The sequence below is a fragment of the Microcoleus sp. Z1_A1 genome (assembly GCF_036700305.1).
Classification (GTDB): Bacteria; Cyanobacteriota; Cyanobacteriia; order Cyanobacteriales; family Microcoleaceae; genus Microcoleus.
Map to the genome: position 1 here is coordinate 174,048 of NZ_JAUBOR010000003.1, position 23,945 is coordinate 197,992.

A 23,945-nucleotide genomic window follows, 5' to 3' on the forward strand; every position below is an offset into this window, starting at 1 on the left:
TGTGGCACAGGCATCTTGCCTGTGACTGCTGGTGGCACAGGCATCTTGCCTGTGACTGCTGGTGGCACAGGCATCTTCCCCATGTCCACTTGTGGCACAGGCATCTTGCCTGTGACTGCTGGTGGCACAGGCATCTTGCCTGTGACTGCTGGTGGCACAGGCATCTTGCCTGTGACTGCTGGTGGCACAGGCATCTTGCCTGTGACTGCTGACTGTTTCAAAAGCTGTTAGTAAACTATCAATTTCTCGCTCTCTGCCGTAAAGTTTTTGCGGGATTTGAAAACGGTCATAAATATCTTGACATCCTAGGGTAAAAACTGATATATTGTTATGAGTGTGCAGTTGATTTAAACATTCTTCTAAATCGAGTTTAATTCCGATCGCACTTTGATACCGCTCCTCAGAATTTTTCCCCATCAACTTCATCACAATATCGGAAACAATTTGCGGAATTTCGGGATTCACCTGAGATGGAGATAAGGGCTGTTTAGCGAGATGACTGTGTACCAATTCCAGCACATCATTGGTGTCAAAAGGCAATTTGTTTGTCAGCAGTTCGTAAAAGGTAGCCCCCAGGGAATAAAAATCCGTGCGGTAATCTAAACTGCGGTTCATTCTGCCGGTTTGTTCCGGCGACATATAAGCAAGAGTTCCCTCTAAAATGTTGGGATTTTTGATGGTGTAATTCTCGCGCGTTAACTGCGTGGAAATGCCAAAATCGATAATTTTGAGTTCGCCGCTGGCTGGATTGAAGACAATATTTGAAGGGTTAATGTCTTTGTGAATGATGTGGGCGCTGTGAATTTGTTGTAAACTTTCTGTTGTGGCGATCGCAATTCGCAAGAATTCTGCAATACTAAATTTTTGCTGCTGCATCCAAATTTTCAAGGATTCGCCGCCAAAATCCTCAACAAACATTACCAGCGTGTTTTGATATGGCTGCAAATCATAGGCTTTTATACAGCCACTCAGATTCAGAGATTGTGTAATTTTATACTCTGTGCGATAGCGGGCGAGTTCTTGGGGTGTGGGATAATTTTCTTTGAGGACTTTGAGGATGACGGGGAGACTGTCGGGTTGTCGGAATCCTCGGTAAACCAGCGAGTTTGCGCTTTCGTAGATAAGCTCTGTGACTTCAACGCCAGGAAAAGTGAGCATATTCAGCCTGCAGTCAACTTTGCAGTCGAACATAGCATAAATTTGCTCCTCACACCAGAGGGGCGTGAGCCATCAGTCGATTTTAGATTTTAGATTTTAGATTTTAGATTTTAGATTTTAGATTTTAGATTTGACTCCACATCTGAGATTTTAGATTTTAGAAGCCAAGACAGGCTTCCCAGTCAATACAGCTTGTTCGATAATATCAGCGGCGCGCTTAGTTCCGCCCGATCGCCCGATCGCCTCTTGCATCTCGATCGCCCTTTGTTTATACGAATCTTGGGTTAGGACTTTCACAATTGCCGATCGGACTTTAGAAACGCTCAATTCCTTCAAAGGAACCACTTCGCCAACACCCGTATAAGCAATCCGCGCTGCCACTCCCGGCTGATCATTCGCCACAGGAATTGCCACCATTGGGACTCCATTGCTCAAAGATTCCAAAGTCGTATTCATCCCGGCATGAGTAATCGTGAGAGTGGCTTTTTGCAGCAATTCTAATTGTGGTGCATAGCCAACAACGATCGGATTTCCCAGCAAGGGCGGCAAAGATTCGGGAGTCGCACCACCTCCGAGAGATATTACCAATTGAGCGTCTAATCCTTCACAAGCAGAGGCGATTATTTGAAAAACATCCAGCAAGCGATTTTGCACAGTTCCCATCGAAGCATAAATCAATGGTTTGCCAGTTAATTTATCAAAAGGAAAAGGGACTGGTTTGCGCGTGGATCTGTTGTCATAAGGGCCAGTGAAATGGAAGTGTGCAGGTAAATCTTGCCTGGGAAAATCAAATTCTGCGGGTTGTTGGCTGATTTGAGCGAGTTTAGAGTAAAAGTCATTCGGGTGAGAGTAGACAGGTAATTTCCACTTTCGGCGATACTCGGCTATCGGTCCTCGAAGCGGTTTAACAACCAAACTGAGTAACTGATAGCTAATTTGATTGCGTAAACGTGCTCCCCAAGTTGGAGTGTACGGCCAAAGGGTACAAAAGGGAGGAATGTTGGGTTCTCGGTTGACGGCTAAGGCACTGCAAACTGTTATAAAAGGAAGGTTGAGAAAATCCGCGATCGTTCCTCCTTCGAGCGAAACTTGGTCTACAAGCAAAGCTTCTACACCTGCTTTTTTAATGGCGCTTGGAGCCTCTCTGAAAATAGCAGCCGAAATCTGGGTAAAAGTTTTAATAGAAGATCGAAAGGCAGCCAGTCCGCTGAGCTTCCCCTGTTGGCTCAAAGTTTCTGCATTTGTTCCTAGGGGAAACTCATCTTCAGCTAATGACTGGAATTCTAATCCACTGGCTAGAGTTGTGGCTTTAGCATCAGGGAAGTTAAATACAGTAACTCGATGACCGCGACGAAGCAGTTCGCAGCCCAAAGGTATCATAGTGTTGAGGTGGCTGTTGAATCCCGGACAGAGAATGCCGAAGTGAGTCATCAGTAAAGGCTCCTTTGAGGTTAAACTTTTTTTATTGCAGTGGGGTGAGTGGTTTGTGTTGGGGGGTTGGGGCGTGGGGGCGATCGCACTTTTTGGTTATAGATTACTGCTGTGAGGGAGGAAGTTTTGGGGCGTTCCTCGATCGGCTATACAACCAGACTGAGTAAGCGATCGCCCAACTACACTAACTAATAGGTTAGGTTGCCATCGTTATTATCAATTCCTAGTAATGTGACAGAAGATGGCTGATTTCCACCGCGGCAATTGGCAGACAGTTCGTCTCCCTTTATGCTGATGCCTGTGCAAGTTCGGTTGAACGTACTTTGTTCATTAAGATTACCTTGCACGAGTTGTCCATTTTGATTATGAACGCCTTTAATGGTAATGGAAGTGCGCTGACTGGTACCATTTTTTTTGTTACAAGTTGCTGATAATTGAGCGCCATTGATTGAAATGTCCGTGCAACTGGTAGCAAAGGTACTTGCTTTTTGAGCATGAGTCGGCTGCTGAAAGATGGATAACGATAGTACGATTGAAGCCGATAATCCCGACACTTTAATTAAGTTCATGGTCTTTTTTCTGGTTGATTTACTATTTTCAGCCTAAGATAATAACCCTAAAAAGCTTCTAGCTTTTAGTTGAGTATTAACTTAGCCAAATAGTCAGCTTGCGACTCAGAATCTGTGAGATAAAATCCTCAACTTTTGGCTAGGTGTTTCCCTCAAACATAGGCTGCGATCGCTTGGAGAAACTCAGGCATGGCACGCAGGCTTTAGTCATTGCCAGAGAGTGTTACCAGTATATATTTGTATGCGCTCTGCGATACCTAGCCAAAAGTTCAGGTTATCTCCTCAACTAAAGGTTAGTTACTAGCGGATTTGGGTACTCTAGCTCACAATCAAATTCAATCAACTATTAAGGGTGCTAGTTTTGTTTTTGATAAGATTACTAAACCAACCCCAGTGCAACAAAAGGCTCTAGATTTGCTTGGTGTTTCTCTGATTTATACGCAGTAAACCGGGCGCCAAAATCTTTAAAAAGCTTACTCTACACTGAATATGCCTTTGTTTGGTAAATTGGGGAAGTTCAGTGTAATTGGTGATTGGTAATTGTAGCTTGGGTAGAACGAAGGGAAACCGCACATACAATTACTATTAACAGTCAATCGATTTTAGATTTTAGATTTTAGATTTTAGATTGAAGCATTGACTTGCGCGAGATAAATACGTTCGGCAAGCTTCATCGGATACAGGTTTTTGATTTCTCCGTCCTGAGTCTGCGAAGGAATGAATCACGTGGCGGGTATCCTGGATGCTTTCGGTCAAAATCAAAACTCAAAAGTTAACAGTCAACAGTTAATTGTTAACCGTTGACTGTTAAACTGAATGCCTGTGCCGAACTCGCTAGAAACGGTGGGAATGGCTGTTCATTCTTTGGATTTAGCACTTTTGGAGAGCTTACCCTCAAAAGGTTGAACTCCACTATTGGGATAGTTGTCATCGCTGGGGCTAAAAATCCGCACCGCTGCTTCCGAAACGTAACGCATCGCGTTTGCCAAAGATTTAGAAAGATTCATAGAATCTGCCTCTCTTGTCTGAGTTCTGATACTTTTAATATTACTCTGATTTTTGGGCTGTGGATGAGTTTAGCAATATTTATTTGAATTACTTATTGGTCTGCAACAATAAAGCAAGCTGAAGGTTTAAGAAATTACGCATTTTTGGACGATCGACCTTTTGCTGGTAGATTATTTCCTCGCTCAACTCCAGCACTCGCGATCGCCCTCCCGACGGTCAGAAACCGGGTTTTCTAACTCTATTCAAAGGCTGCAACGAAATATTTTCGCAAAAAACCCGGAACGCTTGAGTGTTTGTGCTTAATTCTGAGTTTGTTAAATTCAATATTTATATTGAATTTACCATAATATTAATGTACAAATTAACCGAGATCCGCTATCAAAGGGCATTATAAGCGAATTTATCCGACAAATATCTGCAATCTTCATCAAATATTTACAAAAAGATATGGTGTTTGTCACTATAATTAAGAAAAAGAAGTTTGTCCGGGGTTTTTTTTATGAAAACTACCACAGAAAGCCTGCAGCTCACAGGTTTTGAAGAAATCTTAGAAGACCAGGAACTAACGGTTTCTTCAGCAGATTACAGCCTTTTGACCGATCTCTACCAGCTAACGATGGCCGCTTGTTACGTCGGGGAAGGGCTCGACGGGCGGGCCGCGAGTTTTGAGTTGTTCGCGCGCAGGCTGCCAGAAGGTTTTGGCTACGCGATCGCGATGGGTTTGGCTCAAGTTATCGATTATTTGGAGAAATTTCGGTTTTCTCAGTCGCAAATTGAGGCTTTGCAGTCCACTGGGATTTTTGCCGGCGCCCCGGAACGATTTTGGACTTTACTCGCCACAGCCCGTTTTACTGGCGATGTTTGGGCGGTGCCGGAGGGGACGGCGGTTTTTGCCAATGAGCCACTGCTGCGAATTGAGGCTCCTCTGTGGCAGGCTCAGTTAGTGGAAACTTATTTATTGAATGCCATAAATTATCAAACTTTGATTGCGACGCGGGCAGCGCGGCTGCGGGATGTGGCGGGCCCGGAGGCTAAGTTGCTGGAATTCGGGACGCGCAGGGCTTTTGGGCCTCAAGCTGCTGTTTGGGCGGCTAGGGCTGCTCTGGCTGCGGGATTCGACGGAACTTCTAATGTTTTGGCTGCTTTGAAGTTGGGCCGCAAACCTGTCGGTACGATCGCCCATGCTTTGGTAATGGCTGTTGCCGCCCTCGAAGGCAGCGAGAATCAGGCGTTTGCAGCTTTTCACCGCTATTTTCCGGGGGCGCCACTGCTGATCGATACTTATGATACTGTGGGGGCGGCGCGGATGTTGGCCGATCGAGTAAACAGCGGTGAAATGCAGTTGGAAGGCGTGCGGCTGGATTCGGGCGATTTGGCGGTGCTGTCGCGGGAAGTTCGATCGATCCTGCCTGGGGTTCCAATTTTTGCTAGTGGCGATTTGGACGATCGAGAAATTGCTAAATTAAAAAGTAGCGGTGCTTGCATTGACGGTTACGGTTTGGGAACCAAGTTAGTCAGCGGTTCCCCTGTCAACGGTGTTTATAAGTTGGTGGAAATTGACGGAATTCCGGTGATGAAAGAGGCAAGCGGCAAGGTAACATATCCAGGAAGAAAGCAAATTTTTAGACATATTGAAAATGGGCAAATTCTCGGAGATTGTTTAGGATTGTCGGGAGAAACTATTCACAATTGCGATTCTTACTTACCATTAATGGAGTTGGTTTTCAAGGAGGGAAAACGAGTCAAGAACCAGGAAAGTTTGGAGGATATCGCCAAACGCACTGCTGCTTCTGTCGCCAGTCTTCGACCCGAAACTCGTCAACTTGACAACCCGATTTCGCCGTCAGTGGAAATTTCTACAGATTTGCAGAGTCTCACCGAAAAAACGAAAAAGAGTCAATCGATTTTAGATTTTAGATTTTAGATTTTAGATTGAAGTCAACAGTCAACAGTCAACAGTCAACAGTCAACAGTCAACAGTCAACAATTACCGATTCCCTATGCAGAAGATTGCTCTTTTTGGAACCAGTGCCGATCCACCAACAGCGGGACATAAAACAATTCTGAGTTGGCTTTCGCAACATTTTGATTGGGTAGCAGTTTGGGCGTCGGACAATCCTTTTAAGTCGCACCAAACTTCTCTAGAACACCGATCGGCAATGCTGCTGTTAATGATTCAAGAAATTAATTCGCCCAGACACAATCTTTGCTTGCATCCAGAACTCAGCAGTCCGAGGACTGTGGAAACTGTGGAACAAGCAAAATTGCTGTGGCCGAATGCAGATTTGACGCTGGTAATAGGTTCGGACTTGGTGGGGCAACTGTCTCGCTGGTACAAATTTGAACAATTGTTAAAACAAGTGGACTTGCTGATAGTACCGCGACCCGGTTATCCATCAGAACAATTAGATTTGTGGCAGTTGAGGCGCATGGGTGCAGAGGTGGCGATCGCATCTTTGAGTGCTCCCAATGTTTCTTCTACTTCCTATCGGGAAAAAGGAGACAGGGAAGCTCTGACTCCCACCATCGAAGATTACATCCATAGGGAGCATTTGTACGCATGGCACGAGGCACAAACAAGAGCGAGGGTTGCTCATTAGCTGACTTTAAAGTAGGAGTAGATAATGTTATTTTTTCCGTCGATACCGTGCAGAACCGCTTGTTGGTGCTGTTGCTAATGCGGCCAGACGAACCGTTTATCGATTCTTGGAGTCTTCCCGGTACTTTGGTGCGACACGGAGAGTCTCTTGAAAATGCGGCTTACCGGATTTTGTCTGAGAAAATTCGGGTAAAAAATTTGTATCTGGAGCAATTGTATACTTTCGGAGAACCGGGGCGCGATCCTCGGGAAATTACCAGGGGCAATCGCTATCTTTCGGTGAGTTATTTTGCTTTGGTTCGTTTTGAGGAAGCTGAGTTAATTGCTGGGAGTGTAGTCGCGGGTGTGGGCCACCGCGTCGGCGGCATTGCTTGGTATCCCGTGCAACAAGTTCCTAAGCTGGCCTTCGATCACAATCAAATTCTCGAATACGGATATCGGCGACTGCGTAACAAACTTGAATACAGCCCGGTAGCTTTTGAAGTGTTGCCGGAACTTTTTACTTTGAGCGATTTGTATCAACTTTATACAACTATTTTGGGGGAAAATTTTTCTGATTATTCTAATTTTAGAGCTCGATTGTTGAAATTGGGTTTTTTGTGCGATACCGGTGTTAAGGTTTCGCGCGGGGCGGGCCGCCCTGCTAGTTTGTACCGCTTTGATGCGACCGCTTTTGCTCCTTTCAAAAATAAGCCTCTGGTGTTTATCTAGCTGTTTATTGGATGACATTCGGGGAGCAATTTAGTAACATGAGAATAGAAGCTATTAAGGAGTACGGACTATGAAAGATCCAGATGAATGCGCTAATATTCACGAAGTTCGGGAGGAAATTGATATCATCGATCGAGAAGTGATCGAGGCTTTGAGCAAGAGATTTCAATACGTCATCGCTGCAGCAAGGTTCAAAACGAGTGAAGCTAGCGTTAAATCGTTCGATCGCTTTCACGATATGTTACAGCAGCGGCGCGAGTGGGCTCAACAATCGGGTTTGAATCCTGATGTGGTTGAAAATATTTACCGGGATTTGGTAAATTATTATATTGAGGAAGAGTTGAAACATTACAAATCCAAGTAATCTTTCGCTACATTCAAATCTAGGACTATAGGAAAGTGAGTCCGCGCGGGCGGACTGTTAGCAATATTTATTAGGTGATTTGGTGAGATGAAAATTGCGATCGCACAACTCAACCCTACTATTGGTGATATCTTGGGCAACTCCAACCTAATTCTGGAGGCTGCGAAAAAAGCTGAGGTTGAGGGCGCAAACTTATTGCTAACACCGGAACTTTCCCTGATCGGTTATCCGCCGCGCGATTTGTTAATCAATCCGAGTTTCATTGCAGATGCAGGTGCACAGTTGCTGCAACTGGCGCAAGCTTTGCCGCCGGAGTTGGCAGTCATAGCAGGCACTGCCTTACCTAATGCTAATGCTGTTCAACTAGGCGGAAAATCATTGTTTAATAGCGCTGTTTTGTTGCAAAATGGCGTGGTCAAACAAGTTTTTCATAAACGCTTGTTGCCTACTTATGATGTATTTGATGAAGATAGATATTTTGAACCGGGAGAAAACAGCAATTACTTTTCTATTGGCGAAGTCAAAATCGGCGTGACAATCTGTGAAGATTTGTGGAACAATGAGGAGTTTTGGGGTAAACGCAGTTACGCGGGCGATCCTGTTTCCGATTTGGCAAAATTGGGTGTAGATTTAGTGGTGAATTTGTCGGCATCGCCTTATTCTGCTCTGAAGCGGGGAGTGCGATCGGCTATGTTGCAGCACAGCGTCATCCGCTGCGGGATACCGATTATTTATGCTAATCAAATAGGAGGAAATGACGATATTATTTTTGACGGCAGCAGTTTTGCTGTGAATCGAAAGGGTGATTTAATTCAGGTATTAGCTTCTTTTGAAACGGATTTTGCGGTGCTGGAATATGATGCAGCTAAACAAGATTTAGTTGCCAGCGGGAACGGGCAAGATGCCCGTTCCACAACTGATTTGGGATTAGGTGAAGGACGACAAAAACTAGGTTCGATCGGCAGTGGCGTTGGCAGCGGGAACGGGCAAGATGCCCGTTCCACAACTGATTTGAGTTTTTATCCGGCGGTTGGAGATGCCGAAATTTGGGCTGCTTTGGTTTTGGGAGTGCGAGATTATGTCCGCAAGTGCGGTTTTTCTAAGGTTGTACTCGGTTTGAGTGGCGGGATAGATTCGGCTTTGGTGGCTGCGATCGCCAGTTGCGCGATCGGGCCCGAAAATGTTCTAGGGGTGTTGATGCCTTCTCCTTATAGTTCGGATCATTCGGTTAATGATGCTTTGGAATTAGCCCGAAATCTGGGCATCGCGATCGAAATGTTGTCGATCGACGATTTGATGAAAACTTACGATCGCACTCTCGCCGATTTGTTTGTCAACACAACTTTCGGCATTGCTGAGGAAAATATTCAATCGCGGATTCGAGGCAATCTGTTGATGGCAATTTCTAATAAGTTCGGACATTTGCTACTTTCGACTGGCAATAAGTCGGAAATGGCGGTGGGTTACTGCACCCTCTACGGCGATATGAATGGGGGATTGGCGGTGATTTCCGATGTGCCGAAAACTCGCGTTTATTCGCTTTGTAGGTGGCTGAATTCTGGCGGATATGTAGGGGCGGTGCCCCCGTGCCCGCCCTCTCCCTACCCACCCCCGTACCCGCCCCAGGGAAAGGAAATTATTCCGGTTAATATTATTACTAAACCGCCTAGTGCTGAACTGAAGCCTGGACAAATTGACCAAGATTCTTTGCCGGATTACGATGTTTTGGATGACATCTTGCAGCGGTCGATCGAACATCACGAATCGGTTCAACAAATTGTCGCTGCTGGACACGATGAAGCCGTGGTTAAACGTGTAGTAAAATTAGTCAGGCAAGCGGAGTTTAAGCGGCGGCAAGCAGCCCCAGGTTTGAAAATTAGCGATCGAGCTTTTGGTACCGGTTGGCGGATGCCGATCGCCAAATCTTCCTTCTATTAAACCCATCCTTAAACGCAAAATGGTTAACATCGACGGTACTTTTGGCTTCGATTTTCTCGCGGGAACTCTCAGCAACGATACGATTAGAGGATTTGCGGGTAATGATACTATTCAAGGTTTGGGGGGAAACGACCGAATTTTTGGCGATCGGGAAAATGACTTGCTAGCAGGAAATGAAGGCGCTGATACGCTGTCTGGCGGGCAAGGAAGCGATACAATCTATGGAGGACAAGACTCCGATTGGATTTTTGGCGATCGGGGTCAGGATTTGCTAATAGGAGGCGAAGGCAGGGATCTCTTGACAGGAGGCGCGGGGGAGGATTTATTTGTGATGGAAAAAACCGCCGCCGCATCTACTATTAGTGAAGCCGATATAATTACCGATTTTGGCAACGGCAATGATAAAATTGTCTTGACAGAAGGCATGAAGTTTAGCGATTTAGAGCTTTCTGTTTCCAACAACCAAACTATTATGAAAGATAAAAACTCTGGTGATTATTTAGGAGTTGTTTTGGGAAATTCTAATCTGACAGAATCCAACTTTATGTCGCTGTTTGGCGGACTAGATAGGGGTCAGCTTTTGCCAATTTCTGTTAACACGATTATAGCCGATCGCGCGATCGGACTGGAAGTGGCGCAAACTCCCCAAGAACAAGCGACAGGTTTAATGTTTCGCACAGAATTACCAGACGACAGGGGAATGCTTTTCCCGATCGAACCCGCGCGAAACGTGCGTTTCTGGATGAAAAACGTGTTTATTGAGCTCGATATGGTTTTTCTGCGGGAAGGCGTCGTGCAGGCGATAATTCCTAACGTACCGCCGTGTTTGAGCGAAACCTGCCCCAACTACGGCCCGGATGTTCCCGTTGACGGAGTTATTGAACTCAGAGGCGGAAGGGCGGCCCAATTGGGACTCAAAATTGGCGATCGGATTCCCAATTTACCCTAAAAGGTATATGATTTTCTCGCATCCTTCAACATTTTTGCATCCTATGAATCCTATGAATCCTATTGAATTAAAAATAATCCCCCATCAAACTCAAGACGGTTTAGCTTACCAACATTTGCGCTTGCGAATTACCACTCAAGACGGTATCATCACACCCGATGATTTACAAGGTTTGAAACTTCCTCAAGACGTTCAATTAAGCCAAGGAATTGTCATTGAAGGTAGAGGAGCAATTTGGCTGTACGGGTATTTAGTGCACGAATGTCATCCGGCGGCTTGGGTTGGATGTTACGATCCGCGATTAGAAGGTGCGGTGGTAGTAGCGACGCACAAGCACGAGGTATCAGTTGGACAGGTATTAAAATTGAGTTTACCAAGCGATTAAGACTCTCCTGAGTTTTAGGTAATAATAAATAAAAATAAAACTTCCGGTGGTGGGGACATATTACCTGCGTTAGCGACACGCTAACACTACTGTTTCCACCACAAATCCAGAAGAGTCGCGATTAAATTAGAGCGTTTCGGGTCAATAGTTCGGACTTTTGTGCACCCAACTATCCAGCTATGAATGCCCATCGCTGCTGAATTGCTGTGGGAGGAATTGATATAAATAGCAGGAGAGATAAATTCTCTAACCGTGCAGGTTCCATATTTGTGGATTAGGTAGTGGCACCGGGAGTAGATATCTTTTCTACAACTCCCTATAACACCTAGGAAACCTAATATCTCACCTTTACTCAAAGAACACGATGGGACTTACGAACTCCGGCAGAGAAACCGGGTTTTTTAGCGAATCTGCGGGTCACAACCGAGTATTTTCGGAAAAAACCCGGTTTCTGAACCCCCGTGCACAAGCCCTAGCAAAAAATGGTTTGACGCGCAATATACTGTTGTTAGCTTTTACTTATTAATTATGGCAAATTACAGAACTGTATTGTTGTTCAATAGTCTAACTTTAGTGCTAGTTGGGTTAGTGACGGCGTGTCTGAGCTTATTCGGTTCTTCGTCGGTAAAAGGGTTATTTTTGCCGCCTTGCTCTGCCACGTATCCGGGTGCAGGTTTCTTTTTCTTGGCGTTTCAAATGTTATTTTATTTATCGGTAATGGTGTGCGCTTTTACCTTTGGATTGCTGAGAATTATTCAACCCGATCGCCCAGAAAATCGATTTATTTTATATTCGGCACTGTTTGCAGGTTGCTTTCTATTCAATGAAGTTTTTCGCACCCACGTTCATCTGGGACGTGCGGGTTTTCCGAAAGTGACAATTGTCATATTTTACGCGGTGCTGGCAATTGCATACGGATTAGCTTTTCGGAGACAAATTCGCTCGACTCCCTATCCTTTACTGCTGAGTGGCGTTGGTTTGTTATTTGTTGCCTTTTTTGCAGAAGCACTGCCTTTAAAAAACGAGATTGTTTCGAGCTTGCTGGAGGGAATACCGAAGCTGTTGAGCGGGATTAATATTGCACTTTATTTTTGGTTTTTGTGTCAGGGTTTGATAGTGCGATCGTTCAATTTTTATAACAATAAATTACATCCCGAATGAAGTAAGATGAAGATTTGGCGTTGGGTGTGGGCAGGTTTTTGAGATTGTCGGTTTTGGGCAAATATTGTTGGTAAAACCCGCCCCTACATGATTGTATAATCGGTTAAAACTGAGATATTGCACCCTTTTCAATTAGCATTTTCTGAACAGGCTTTTCGGCCTGTTCCACAAGAAAATTTATATGTTGTGGAACAGGCCGAAAAGCCTGTTGCTGACGCAAGATGCCTGTTCCACAAGAAAATTTATATGTTGTGGAACAGGCCGAAAAGCCTGTTGCTGAAAATGGTGCAAGATATCAGTTAAAACAAAAAGTACCGCTGGGCCATTGGCAAAACTGTTGCCGGTTCGCAAGTTAACAATTCCCCATCCGCCCTGACTTCATAAGTTTCTGGATCGACTTCCATTTGTGGCAAATAATCGTTGAGTTTCATGTCTCTTTTACTAATTTGTCGGGTGCCGGAAACTGCTACAGTGGGCTTTTGCAAACCGAGCTGTGCGGCAATGTCTCGATCGCGCGCAGCTTGGGAAACAAACGTCAGACAAGTCGCCCCAATCGCCCCGCCAAAACTGCCAAACATCGGCCGCATATGCACCGGTTGCGGCGTCGGAATGCTGGCGTTAGCATCTCCCATCTGCCCATAGGCGATCGCCCCTCCTTTAATTACCAGTTCCGGTTTCACCCCAAAAAAAGCCGGCCGCCACAAACACAAATCCGCCAATTTCCCCTCTTCCACCGAACCGACATACTGACTAATTCCGTGAGTAATCGCCGGATTAATTGTATATTTCGCAATGTACCGCTTCACCCGAAAATTATCGTTAATTCCCTCTGTTTCCCCTCCTTGGTAAGGGGGGGTTAGGGGGGGTAAATTCCCCCTTTGAACCTTCATTTTATGTGCCGTTTGCCAAGTCCGAATAATCACCTCTCCCACTCTTCCCATCGCCTGAGAATCAGAAGAAATCATACTAAACGCACCTAAATCGTGCAAAATATCCTCAGCAGCAATAGTTTCCCTTCTAATTCTCGATTCAGCAAAAGCCACATCTTCAGGAATGCCCCGATCCAAATGGTGGCAAACCATCAACATATCTAAATGTTCTTCCAAAGTATTGACAGTGTAAGGGCGAGTCGGGTTAGTTGACGAAGGCAAAACATTAGCTTGACCACAGACTTTAATAATATCCGGTGCGTGTCCGCCGCCAGCACCTTCAGTGTGGTAAGTGTGAATAGCTCGATTCTTAAAAGCCGCAATTGTAGCTTCCACAAATCCCGCTTCATTGAGAGTGTCGGTGTGAATTGCAACTTGCACATCGTACTCGTCAGCTACACTCAAACAAGTGTCGATCGTTGCTGGCGTAGTTCCCCAATCTTCGTGGAGTTTCAAACCCATTGCACCGGCAAAAATTTGTTCGACTAATCCTTGAGGTTGACTGCTATTTCCTTTACCTAAAAACCCTAGATTTACGGGGAAAGCGTCAGCAGCTTGCAGCATTCTGTACATATGCCAAGGCCCTGGAGTGCAAGTTGTGGCGTTTGTACCCGTTGCCGGGCCAGTGCCACCGCCGATCATTGTCGTGATTCCAGAGGCGATCGCCACTTCTATTTGTTGCGGACAAATAAAATGAATGTGAGTGTCAATTCCCCCAGCCGTGAGAATCATTCCTTCACCGGCAATTACTTCAGTACCAGGCCCGATAATAATATCTACCCTATCTTGAATATAAGGATTTCCGGCTTTACCAATTTTGTAAATTTTGCCGTCTTTAATGCCGACATCTGCTTTAACAATTCCCCACCAGTCTAATATTAAAGCATTAGTAATTACCGTGTCAACAGCGCCGTCCGCATTAGAAATAGGCGACTGTCCCATGCCGTCGCGAATAACTTTGCCACCGCCAAATTTAACTTCATCCCCGTAGGTTGTGAAGTCTTTTTCAACTTCTATGAATAATTCTGTATCGGCTAACCGGACGCGATCGCCCGTTGTCGGCCCGAAGGTTTCCGCGTAGGCGCGGCGATCCATTCTGTAACTCATATTAATTAGCTCCTTACTTGATTTAATTTTCCCACAAACTGGTTCACCTGTTCTTCTGTTTTAAAGAATCCTTCAGCAATTAAACCAAAGGAATCATTTTGTTCTATTTCTTGATAGTTAGGCAACAAATTAGCAAACTCTTCTGCATCAATGTTTAAATAGTTTGAAATTCTATCTATGTATACCTTAACTTTTAGACCATTCCTAGGCGTGCTTTCAGTTAACAAAAGATTTAAGATAAGTTTGCCATTTTGACTTCTTTCTCTCAATGCCAGACCTTTTGTTGTTGTATTTATCCAAAATATATCTGGTACAACTTCGTCATAAAGTAGTCTATAGACTTTTCCAAATTCATTGCTATCTGCTATTTCAAGTAATTGTTCCAGGGTCAAAGTGGGATTTTTTTTTGATATATTTACAGGTTTTATTTCAGGCTCGATAAACATTTTTCTTGCTAGTAACTCTCTACCGCTTGAGTCACGGAAATACTGGAATGTTGCGACATTGATTCTCACACCATAAGTTTCTGACAAGTATTTAATAATCCTTTCAGAAATAATATCTATCTGTGCAGCTACAATTATAATGTTGTGCTGATAATTCAAAATATCAGGGAATTCTGAGCTAAATTTATCACAGAAAGCATCTTCTAAGTTACTGCCATTTTTAGTCAGTAAATAAGCATTGGCAATTTCTGTAACTCTCTCCTTTGACAAATCCTTAACCCATGAGGCGTAATCCAAGGCTTGTGCTGTTACTTCTCTTGATGTTTTGTCCTTCTTTAACTCAACAATGACTAAATCTCCGTACCTATCTATACATAAAAGGTCAAGTTTTCCACCATAATCAGTAATCACTTGCCGACCAATTACTAAGAGATCATCTGCTAGGAGGGAAATATCATTATCTAGCCAGGTTTCCAAACGAAATTCTAAGTCTAACTTAGATTCGGTAATTTCATTCAATTTATCCTTTGATATTTCCCACAATCTAATTTGATCGGGCATATCGAATTATCCTCCTACTAATTATTCTTTTTAAGTTCGGCCAAAAAGTCTCGTCCCTCTAAAAATCTCATCCATCTAACTCACCATTCACTTTTCCATTGAAGCCGTAGACTTGACGACTACCAACAAACGGCACTAATTGCACTTCCCTTTCATCTCCCGGTTCAAACCTGACTGCTGTACCTGCGGGGATATCCAACCGCATTCCTTTTGTTTGTTCTCGATTAAATTCTAAGGCTTCGTTGGCTTCATAAAAGTGATAGTGGGAACCGATTTGAATGGGTCGATCGCCTTTATTTCCTACCAGCAACCGTAGTATTTTACGCCCTGCATTTAATTCTATTTCGCCTGCTGAAACAATCATTTCTCCGGGAATCATCTTTTCCTCCTCTGAGTCTATGTGGTTGATTTTTTAACGTATCGGATCGTGTACTGTTACCAACTTAGTTCCATCGGGAAAAGTCGCCTCAACCTGGACTTCATGCACCATTTCTGCTATCCCTTCCATCACATCTTCCCGCGTCAGGAGAGTTGTTCCGTAACTCATTAAATCGGCGACGGTGAGGCCATCTCTGGCTCCTTCTAAAATGGCGGCGGAAATGTAGGCTAGTGCTTCTGGATAGTTTAATTTTAAACCTCTTTGTTTGCGGCGCTCTGCTACCAGGGCGGCGGTGAAAATCAGCAGTTTGTCTTTTTCTTGGGGGGTGAGTTGCATTTTTATTCTTGTAAGTGCGATCGCATTATTTGGTTATGATATCGTTTACGGTTGTTGCTGAATGATTAAGAATGATTAAACCGCAGAGGGCGCAGAGGGCGCAGAGTCTCCAGAAGAGAGAGATGAATAATCTAGTTAGGAGGGCAACTATAGATTGAAACTCAAATATCATCCTATTTTATCCAAACTCTGGGCAAACAGCAAGGGCGTTCTGAAAAAGACAAGCGCAGCAAGTGCCAAATGCTGACAAACCAGTCTCTCGCTGCAGTTGTGGATGTACCGCGATATCGGCACAGCAAACCGTTAGGAATACGAGTCACGCCGACGGTGGAATTACCAGGATAAATTGTTGCCTCAGATGGCAAATCTCGCACTTTTTCGACGACTTCTGTGGTTACGGGTTCGCCTACCCAAGCGAGGGTGGCGACTACGGGTTTTCCTGCGAGGCCGTGAGGACTTTCGAGCATTTTTTCTCCACCTTTTAGCAATTGTCTATCAATCCATAAAGGACTGTTTTGTTGCCAGACTTCGGTGTGCGAGATCCATTCTCCCGACAAGAACTTTTCGCCCCTAGCACTGCGTCCAAATCTGGTAATTTCCCACAGTAAAATCTTCGCTGTTGGTGCTAATTCTACCCGCAAATTTTGCCGATATATGGCGCCATCAAAAACTATAGTTTCTTGGGGCAGCCATTCTAAATTAGCACCAGATTCTAGTTTAATGTCAATATTTTGTTGTGATTCTAGTCCGCTGCTGCGATAGATTTTACCAGCGGCGGCCGTGGTAATCAAGGCTTTGGCGTTGGCTTGGAGGTGAAAATGGCCCGAAAGTCGATCGCCCCCGACAACTCCCCCAGCCGTGTGCAAGATGACGCTGTGGCAAATCTCTTTCCCTTCAGGATAAAACGGGCGCTGCACCTTGAGGGGTGCTTGCATTTGATTGTGAATGATTTGAGTTGCACCGCTGCGGTTAGCGTAGACTAAATTGAGGTGGCCGTGCCATCCAGTTTCAACTTGATCTATATGTTGTTTGGTCAAATTTTCAGTCACTAATTTTTTAATTTAAAAACATTCACTATCAAAAACATACCACGACTGCGGCGCTTCCCTCCAATTAGTTAAATAATGATAATCGTTATCGGAAATATTTTTGGTTTCTGCACTTATTAGTATAAGAATTTACATTTATCAACCATCAGATCGGCGAAGATGCGCGTACCATGTAAAAATCAGTAACTAGAGGAGTGCAGAATATGCCTCAAGTTCTCTTCAAAGTTGATTTGACCAAACCGATGTCCGAACAGGAATTAGTCGGTCACAATCGCTGGCATCCAGATATTCCAGCAGTAGTTTCCGTCAATCCCGGCGATGTATTTCGCATCGAGTGCAAAGACTGGACAGACGGACAAATTAAAAATGACGACAATCCCGACGACATTCGCGATGTAGACTTAACAGTAGTTCACGTTTTGAGCGGGCCAATTTACGTTAACGGCGCGCAGCCCGGGGATATTTTAGTAGTCGATATCCTCGATATCGGGGCTTTGCAAGGGGACGAATGGGGTTTTACGGGAATTTTTGCTAAAGAAAACGGCGGCGGTTTCTTGACCGAACATTTTCCGACTGCTGCTAAAGCAATTTGGGATTTTCAGGGAATTTATACCGCTTCCCGACACATACCAAAAGTCAGGTTTGCTGGGATTACTCATCCGGGTTTAATCGGCTGCGCTCCTTCTCAGGAATTGTTGAATAAATGGAACAAACGGGAAGCGGAATTAGTAGCCACAAATCCCGATAGAGTGCCGCCTTTAGCAGCACTGCCGAACCCCAAAAATGCTGTTTTGGGGTCGCTGCAAGGGGCAGAATTCGAGCGAGTGGCGGCAGAAGCGGCGCGCACTGTTCCTCCCCGCGAACACGGCGGCAATTGCGATATTAAAAACCTGTCGCGGGGTTCGAGGATTTATTTCCCGGTTTATGTCGAAGGCGCGAAACTTTCGATGGGAGATATTCACTTTTCTCAAGGAGACGGGGAAATTTCATTCTGCGGGGCAATTGAAATGTCGGGTTACATCGACCTCCACGTTGATATTATCAAAGGTGGCATGGATAAATACGCGATGGTCAACCCGATTTTCAAACCCGGGCCGGTGGAACCCCGCTATTCTGAGTACCTCGTTTTTGAAGGGATTTCTGTTGATGAATTTACGGGTCAGCAGTATTATATGGATGCCCACGTTGCTTATCGCCGAGCTTGTTTGAATGCGATCGAATATTTGAAAAAGTTTGGTTTTACCGGAGAACAAGCGTATTTACTGTTAAGCTGTGCTCCGGTTGAGGGTCGCATCAGCGGCATTGTGGATATTCCTAATGCTTGCTGCACGATTGCTTTACCGACAGAAATTTTCCAGATGGATATTCTGCCGTCTTAATTACAGTCCTGGACGCACGTCGAGGTCAGAAACCGGGTTTCTTCGTAAATCTCTAGTTATCAACCAACGATTTTGCAGAGAAACCCGGTTTCTTTGCCTAAGTCCTGTTAGTATCAGCAATCAAAAATTGATATGCCTCTCTACGATTTTAAGTGTGAAACTTGCGGCACTTTTGATAAGTGGCGCCCTCTTGCAGAAGCAGATACACCGGTGCTTTGTCCGAGTTGCGAAACTGTTGCTAAACGCATCTTTTCGCCGCCGATGATTCTAACTGGAAAGCTGCGGTTGAAAGGTCAAGAAAATCGGGAACCGGAGGTAGTTAAGCGTTCTGAGGAACCTAAACCGCAGCGGAATCGCGAACACCGAGGGGGACGGCCTTGGATGATCGGTCACTGATGTAGTTTGATATTCCGACAGTCCGATAGTCCGGCAGGGAATGAATTCCCTGCCTCAAAGCGAAAGTCCTCGCTATGAGGACTGTAAAGTTAGTATTTGCTTGCTGTGCGTAAGTCCTGTATTTCAGTCGGTTTCAACCGACTTTTGCTATTAGACAGGGACTTCAGTCCCTGGCGGGCATGGCGGGCATGGCGGGCATGGCGGGCCAAGGAAGTATGAATCAATTCTACTCTCTTTAAAAAAGGCTAGGGAGTATCGAAATTTTAAGCGATCGCTGCGTAACTTCTAACCAGATTATACTAATTAATATGCGTTTTAAATTATCCTCCCATGCCAGCCACCCCTGAAAGCCTCCAAAAATTCGTCACCTACTGCCAACAACACATTACAGGCGATGAAAAAGGACAAGCACAGGTATTTTTAGACCGCTTCTTTCGGGCTTTCGGCCACGAGGGGGCATTAGAAGCCGGCGCAACCTATGAGGAACGCATAGAAAAAAGCAGCAAAAAAGGTCAACTCGGATTTGCTGATTTGGTGTGGAAAAAGCACGTTTTGATTGAAATGAAAAAGCGCGGTGAAGATTTGACTAAAAGAGAACACCGCACCCAAACAGAACGCTATTATATTCGCCTCAAAAAAGACGATCGCCCGCGCTACGTAATGATGTGCAATTTTGACGAGTTTCACATTTACGATTTCGACCTTCAGCCGGATCAGCCTGTAGACATTATATCCCTAAAGCAATTGCCCGCGCGATCGCCCGCTTTTGCCTTCATGGAATCTACCAGCCGCCGCCCCATATTCAAAAACAACCAAGTCGAGATTACCGAAAAAGCTGCTAGCAGAATGGGGATGCTACTGGAAATGCTAATCGATCGCGGCCAAGAGCGCAAATTTGCTAAATTTAATCAGTTTCAGGCCCAGCGATTTGTGTTGCAGTGCGTCTTAGCAATGTTTGCCGAAGATAGAGGACTTTTGCCGCCGGCATTCTTTACTCGCTGCGTCAAAGATTGCCTAGAAGGAGCAAGTTCTTACGATGTCTTGGGCGGCTTATTTCAAGCAATGAATCAGCAGGGAGTCACGCCCGCAGGACGTTATGAAGGAGTCGAGTATTTCAACGGCGGATTATTTTCGGAAATACACCCCATTGAACTGCAACAGGGAGAGTTGAAAATATTAGAAGTTTGTGCCGAACAAAATTGGAGTCAGGTACGCCCTTCTATTTTTGGCAATATCTTTGAATCCGCTTTGAAAACAGATAAAAAACAGCGCCGCGCTTACGGGATTCACTTTACTACTGAGGGAGACATTCGTCGCATTGTTTTGCCCACAATTAGCTATTACTGGGAAGAGCGAATTAACGCTGCAAATACCGTAGCCAAACTGCAAAATCTGCACCAAGAATTAGGTCGCTATCGCGTCCTAGATCCGGCTTGTGGTTCGGGTAATTTTCTGTATGTAGCTTATCAGGAACTCAAGCAAGTTGAAAAGTTACTTTTAGATAAGCTAAACGAGTTCGACGGTACAAGAGGTTATATGAATTTAGTCACGCCGCTGCAATTTTACGGCATGGATATTAACTCGTTTGCGGTGGAGTTGGCGCGAGTGACGTTGATGATTGGCCGCAAGGTGGCGATCGACAATTTGGGATTGAAAGAACCTTCTCTGCCTTTGGATACTTTGGATAAAAATATTGTCTGTGCTGATGCTTTATTTACTGATTGGGTAAAGGCTGACGCGATTATCGGGAATCCTCCGTTTTTAGGCGGAAAGCACATGAGAATTGCCCTGGGAGATGAATATATTGACCGCGTGTTTAAACGCTTTCCTGATGTGAAAGATTCGGTTGATTTTTGTGCTTATTGGTTTCGCATTGCTCACAATAATTTAGAACTAAATGGCAGGGCTGGTTTAGTTGCTACTAATTCAATTAGTCAAGGTAAAAGTCGTGCTGCTGCTTTAGATTATGTCGCGCAAAATGGCGGTTACATTTATGCAGCCGTTTCTACTCAGCCTTGGTCTGGGGAAGCTAAGGTTCATGTTAGTTTGATTAACTGGAGCAAGGAAAAGCCGAAAGTTTACTATTTAGATAATCTCGCGGTTTCAAGTATTAACTCTTCGCTACAAGCTACGATTGATGTTTCTCAAGCTGCCCGGTTGTCAGCGAACTCAAACAAATGCTTTCAAGGTGTAATTCCAGTGGGAATGGGGTTTATTGTTACTCAACAGCAGGTTAATGATTGGATTAAAGCTGATGCGAAAAATCAAGAGGTTCTTAAACTTTTTTCAATGGGGGCAAATCTCGCAAAAAATCCTAATTGTACGCCGGAACGCTGGATTATTGATTTTAATGATATGAGTATTGAAGAAGCTAGCAATTACGAACTACCACTAGAGCATATTAGGATTCATGTTAAACCTGAACGCGAGCAAAACCGCGAAGCTATTCTGCGAGAAAAGTGGTGGAGATTTAAGCGTACTAATCAAGGAATGAGAAAGGCGATCGCCCCCTTATCTGACTACTTCACTGTACCGAGAGTCTCAAAGTGGGCTGTCTTCATTCCCGCCCCCGTTAGTTGGCTGCCGGGAGACAAATCAGTAGTTGTTGCCTCAGAAGACTTTTATATTCTCGGCATTCTCTCATCTAACATTCACCGAATTTGGATGCACGCTCAAAAATCAACTCTCAAAGGAGATATCGCATACACCCACAATACCTGCTTTGAAACTTTCCCATTTCCCCAGACACCGACTCGTAAATCAGTAGAGCAAATTCGGGCAACGGCGGTCGAATTGCATCAATACCGCACTCAACAAATGTCCGCAAAGCAGTGGGGAATTACTCAAGTTTACAATAAGTTTTTTGAAGAACCCACAAGTCAACTTTATAAACTTCATGAAGCGCTCGATCGCGAATGTAATGCAGCTTATGGATTTACTGACAGCGACGATATTTTAGCAAAAGTGCTGGAATTAAACCTAGAACTGGCAGAAAAAGAAAAACGGGGAGAGCCGGTAGTTGGGGCTTGTGTTCCAACTGACTACAAATACTAATCGCTCTTATCATAACTTTTGTAAATTTGCGTATAATCACATAGATTGTTGATATAGATCACAAACACTCTAGTCGAAAAAGAGAGATACTAGGGGAAGCCTTGAGTCTTGAGTTGTGATTTTTGAGTTAAAAATTTAAAATTTAAAAATTAAACACTCAAAACAGCTTTCTGCTTTCAGCATAAGTGCCTTCTGCATTTATTCGCTCAATTACTCCTGATTGTTTTGGGAGGAGCTTTCAATGTTATTATTTACCCACACTCAGCCCCAAGATAGCAAAGTAGAGCAAGAACACTCTGCTAAAAAAACCTTGTTACACCATTCAAACATTAATATAAGTTGGCTAAAAGGACGATTCAACTATTTGCGGATCGGTCAAAAAATCAGCTATGGCTATGCTTTAGCTATCGGCATAGCGATTTTGGGAACTGGTGCGGGACTGAGATTGGGAGACTACTTTCACCAGCAAGCTTTAGTTCAGGTAAATGTTGCTGGGCAGCAGCAGCAACTGCTGCAAAATTTGCAAAATACCGTATTTGAAGCCCGATCGCACGCGGCGAGATTGCCAGTCGTTTTGGGAAACGCCGTGTGGCTGCAATACGAACACGATCGCTTTGTCGGGCAAATCAATCAGGCCAAAATCCTGATTTCAGAACTTGAATCTTTCGCACGAGAACATCCCAAGAGACTAGCAACAGAAGAGGCAGCATTGCACGCTATATTGAAGAAATCTGCCCTCGTCATTGATTACTACGGTCAGCTAATTAAATTGCAGTTAAAAGAAGCGGAAGTTTGGAATTTGCCCCCCAACAGCATCGAGTCCGCACAGCTACAAATGTTGAGGACTAGCAGCGGCCAAGAGGCGATCGTACTAGATAACCTCGCTCAACGTTTAACTGAGCTAATTTCTCAAGTAGAAATTCACAAACAGGAAGGAACCCAAGCATTAGAAGAATCTGAAAATTTGCGAAACCGAATTATTCTCGGAAGTATGCTAATTTCAGCACTCATCGCCGCGGCGCTAGCGGACAAAACCAGCCGCGCGATCGCCCAACCCCTCGAAACAGTCACTAATGTCGCTCAGCAAGTTGCTCGCGAATCGAATTTTAACCTGCAAGTACCAGTCACAACCGACGACGAAATAGGAGTTTTAGCTGTCTCTTTCAATCAATTGATTCAGCGAGTTAGTGAGTATACAAAAGAACTCAAAGAAACTCAATCCCAATTAATTCAAACCGAAAAAATGTCGTCTCTCGGTCAAATGGTGGCAGGGATAGCCCACGAAATTAACAATCCTGTCAACTTCATCGGGGGCAACATTGACTATGCCAACCAATACATCGAAGATTTGGCAGGTTTGGTAACTCTCTATCAAGAATACTATCCCAACCCACCAGATGCCATTCTAGAGCGCATCGAAGACATTGAACTCGAATTTCTCAGAGAAGATTTGCCAAAAACCCTCTCTTCGATGAAAATGGGAGCCGATCGCATTCGCGAAATTGTCGTATCCATGCGGAATTTTTCGCGATCGGACGACGGAAAAATGAAATCAGCCGACATTCACGAAGGAATTGATAGCACCCTCGTAATTCTCAATCATCGGATCAAACAAGGTATTCAAGTTATTAAACAATACGGCAATTTGCCTGCGGTTGAGTGCTATCCCGCGCAACTGAATCAAGTATTTATGAATATTATTAGCAATGCAATAGATGCGCTGGAGGAGGTGAAAAAGGAAGACAAAGGCTATTCGCCAACGATTTGGGTGAGCACGGAAATTACAGCCGACAATACTGTCACCGTCAAGATTCGGGATAACGGGCCGGGAATTGCAGCAGCCTGTGTCCAACAGATTTTTGACCCATTTTTTACTACAAAGTCGATCGGCAAAGGTACTGGATTAGGATTGGCTATTTCCTATCAAATCCTTGCCAAGCATCAAGGCAAAATAGAGGTGAATTCTCAAATAGGACAAGGTACGGAATTTGTGATTACTTTGCCAGTTGCTGTGTAATATTCGCGGGGCGACTTCG

General features: G+C 44.5%; 21 protein-coding genes. 12 read left to right on the plus strand and 9 right to left on the minus strand.

Translation table 11 applies throughout. The features are described 5' to 3' along the window. The 4 genes from QT973_RS03150 to QT973_RS03165 form a co-directional block, all read right to left on the minus strand. A partial coding sequence (locus tag QT973_RS03150; protein WP_333211419.1) for a serine/threonine-protein kinase occupies window positions 1–1,158 on the minus strand: 1,158 nt, incomplete at its 3' end. Between the two features lie 150 nt (window positions 1,159–1,308). Continuing rightward, window positions 1,309–2,589, minus strand: a complete 1,281-nt coding sequence (locus tag QT973_RS03155) for a glycosyltransferase (RefSeq protein ID WP_333056326.1) — start codon at window positions 2,587–2,589, stop codon at window positions 1,309–1,311. 188 nt (window positions 2,590–2,777) lie between these two features. Then, complete coding sequence (locus QT973_RS03160; RefSeq protein ID WP_333056327.1) at window positions 2,778–3,158, minus strand: CVNH domain-containing protein; 381 nt, start codon at window positions 3,156–3,158, stop codon at window positions 2,778–2,780. Between the two features lie 857 nt (window positions 3,159–4,015). Further along, window positions 4,016–4,165 carry an isochorismate synthase gene (locus QT973_RS03165; RefSeq protein WP_333056328.1) on the minus strand — a complete coding sequence of 50 codons (150 nt, stop codon included), beginning with the start codon at window positions 4,163–4,165 and terminating at the stop codon, window positions 4,016–4,018. Between the two features lie 500 nt (window positions 4,166–4,665). Here QT973_RS03165 and QT973_RS03170 point away from each other — a divergent pair, with 500 nt between their 5' ends. The 8 genes from QT973_RS03170 (at window position 4,666) to QT973_RS03205 (ending at window position 12,273) form a co-directional block, all read left to right on the plus strand. Continuing rightward, window positions 4,666–6,090: a nicotinate phosphoribosyltransferase gene (locus QT973_RS03170; protein WP_333056329.1), complete on the plus strand. Its 1,425-nt coding sequence runs from the start codon at window positions 4,666–4,668 to the stop codon at window positions 6,088–6,090. Window positions 6,091–6,166: 76 nt separating this feature from the next. Further along, window positions 6,167–6,766, plus strand: coding sequence for a nicotinate-nucleotide adenylyltransferase (locus QT973_RS03175; RefSeq protein ID WP_333056330.1), 600 nt, complete (start codon window positions 6,167–6,169; stop codon window positions 6,764–6,766). Continuing rightward, window positions 6,727–7,476, plus strand: a complete 750-nt coding sequence (locus QT973_RS03180; RefSeq protein ID WP_333056331.1) for an NrtR DNA-binding winged helix domain-containing protein — start codon at window positions 6,727–6,729, stop codon at window positions 7,474–7,476. Before QT973_RS03175 ends, QT973_RS03180 begins: the two co-directional genes overlap by 40 nt. A gap of 70 nt (window positions 7,477–7,546) precedes the next feature. Next, window positions 7,547–7,840, plus strand: a complete 294-nt coding sequence (locus QT973_RS03185) for an isochorismate lyase (RefSeq protein ID WP_333056332.1) — start codon at window positions 7,547–7,549, stop codon at window positions 7,838–7,840. A gap of 87 nt (window positions 7,841–7,927) precedes the next feature. After that, entirely contained in the window at window positions 7,928–9,778 is a 1,851-nt protein-coding gene (locus QT973_RS03190; protein ID WP_333056333.1) for an NAD+ synthase, read from the plus strand. Between the two features lie 19 nt (window positions 9,779–9,797). After that, the gene (locus QT973_RS03195) at window positions 9,798–10,727 is read left to right on the plus strand and encodes a DUF192 domain-containing protein (RefSeq protein WP_333390590.1); all 930 of its coding nucleotides are present in this window, start codon (window positions 9,798–9,800) and stop codon (window positions 10,725–10,727) included. A gap of 52 nt (window positions 10,728–10,779) precedes the next feature. Next, complete coding sequence (crn3, locus tag QT973_RS03200; protein WP_333083735.1) at window positions 10,780–11,112, plus strand: CRISPR-associated ring nuclease Crn3/Csx3; 333 nt, start codon at window positions 10,780–10,782, stop codon at window positions 11,110–11,112. 528 nt (window positions 11,113–11,640) lie between these two features. Further along, window positions 11,641–12,273 (plus strand): hypothetical protein, encoded by a 633-nt coding sequence (locus tag QT973_RS03205; RefSeq protein WP_333390592.1) that lies wholly within the window; start codon window positions 11,641–11,643, stop codon window positions 12,271–12,273. 299 nt (window positions 12,274–12,572) lie between these two features. Here the strand turns inward: QT973_RS03205 and ureC are convergent, their stop codons facing one another. The 5 genes from ureC to QT973_RS03230 form a co-directional block, all read right to left on the minus strand. Beyond that, window positions 12,573–14,309, minus strand: coding sequence for an urease subunit alpha (gene ureC / locus QT973_RS03210; protein WP_333390594.1), 1,737 nt, complete (start codon window positions 14,307–14,309; stop codon window positions 12,573–12,575). 5 nt (window positions 14,310–14,314) lie between these two features. Next, window positions 14,315–15,316 (minus strand): DUF91 domain-containing protein, encoded by a 1,002-nt coding sequence (locus QT973_RS03215; RefSeq protein ID WP_333056339.1) that lies wholly within the window; start codon window positions 15,314–15,316, stop codon window positions 14,315–14,317. A gap of 67 nt (window positions 15,317–15,383) precedes the next feature. Further along, on the minus strand, window positions 15,384–15,695 hold the full coding sequence (locus QT973_RS03220; protein WP_333056340.1) for an urease subunit beta: 312 nt from the start codon (window positions 15,693–15,695) through the stop codon (window positions 15,384–15,386). Between the two features lie 33 nt (window positions 15,696–15,728). Then, window positions 15,729–16,031 (minus strand): urease subunit gamma, encoded by a 303-nt coding sequence (gene ureA, locus QT973_RS03225; protein ID WP_006635319.1) that lies wholly within the window; start codon window positions 16,029–16,031, stop codon window positions 15,729–15,731. A 173-nt stretch (window positions 16,032–16,204) separates the two neighbouring features. Beyond that, entirely contained in the window at window positions 16,205–17,080 is an 876-nt protein-coding gene (locus tag QT973_RS03230) for an urease accessory protein UreD (RefSeq protein WP_333211429.1), read from the minus strand. 203 nt (window positions 17,081–17,283) lie between these two features. Here QT973_RS03230 and fmdA point away from each other — a divergent pair, with 203 nt between their 5' ends. The 4 genes from fmdA (at window position 17,284) to QT973_RS03250 (ending at window position 23,926) form a co-directional block, all read left to right on the plus strand. Continuing rightward, window positions 17,284–18,459, plus strand: a complete 1,176-nt coding sequence (fmdA, locus tag QT973_RS03235) for a formamidase (protein WP_333211431.1) — start codon at window positions 17,284–17,286, stop codon at window positions 18,457–18,459. A gap of 132 nt (window positions 18,460–18,591) precedes the next feature. After that, window positions 18,592–18,855 (plus strand): zinc ribbon domain-containing protein, encoded by a 264-nt coding sequence (locus tag QT973_RS03240; RefSeq protein ID WP_333211433.1) that lies wholly within the window; start codon window positions 18,592–18,594, stop codon window positions 18,853–18,855. Between the two features lie 330 nt (window positions 18,856–19,185). Beyond that, a complete protein-coding gene (locus tag QT973_RS03245) occupies window positions 19,186–21,909 on the plus strand; it encodes a DNA methyltransferase (RefSeq protein ID WP_333211435.1) in 2,724 nt (907 codons plus the stop codon). A gap of 241 nt (window positions 21,910–22,150) precedes the next feature. Beyond that, the gene (locus QT973_RS03250) at window positions 22,151–23,926 is read left to right on the plus strand and encodes an ATP-binding protein (RefSeq protein ID WP_333211437.1); all 1,776 of its coding nucleotides are present in this window, start codon (window positions 22,151–22,153) and stop codon (window positions 23,924–23,926) included. Window positions 23,927–23,945 lie beyond the last annotated feature (19 nt).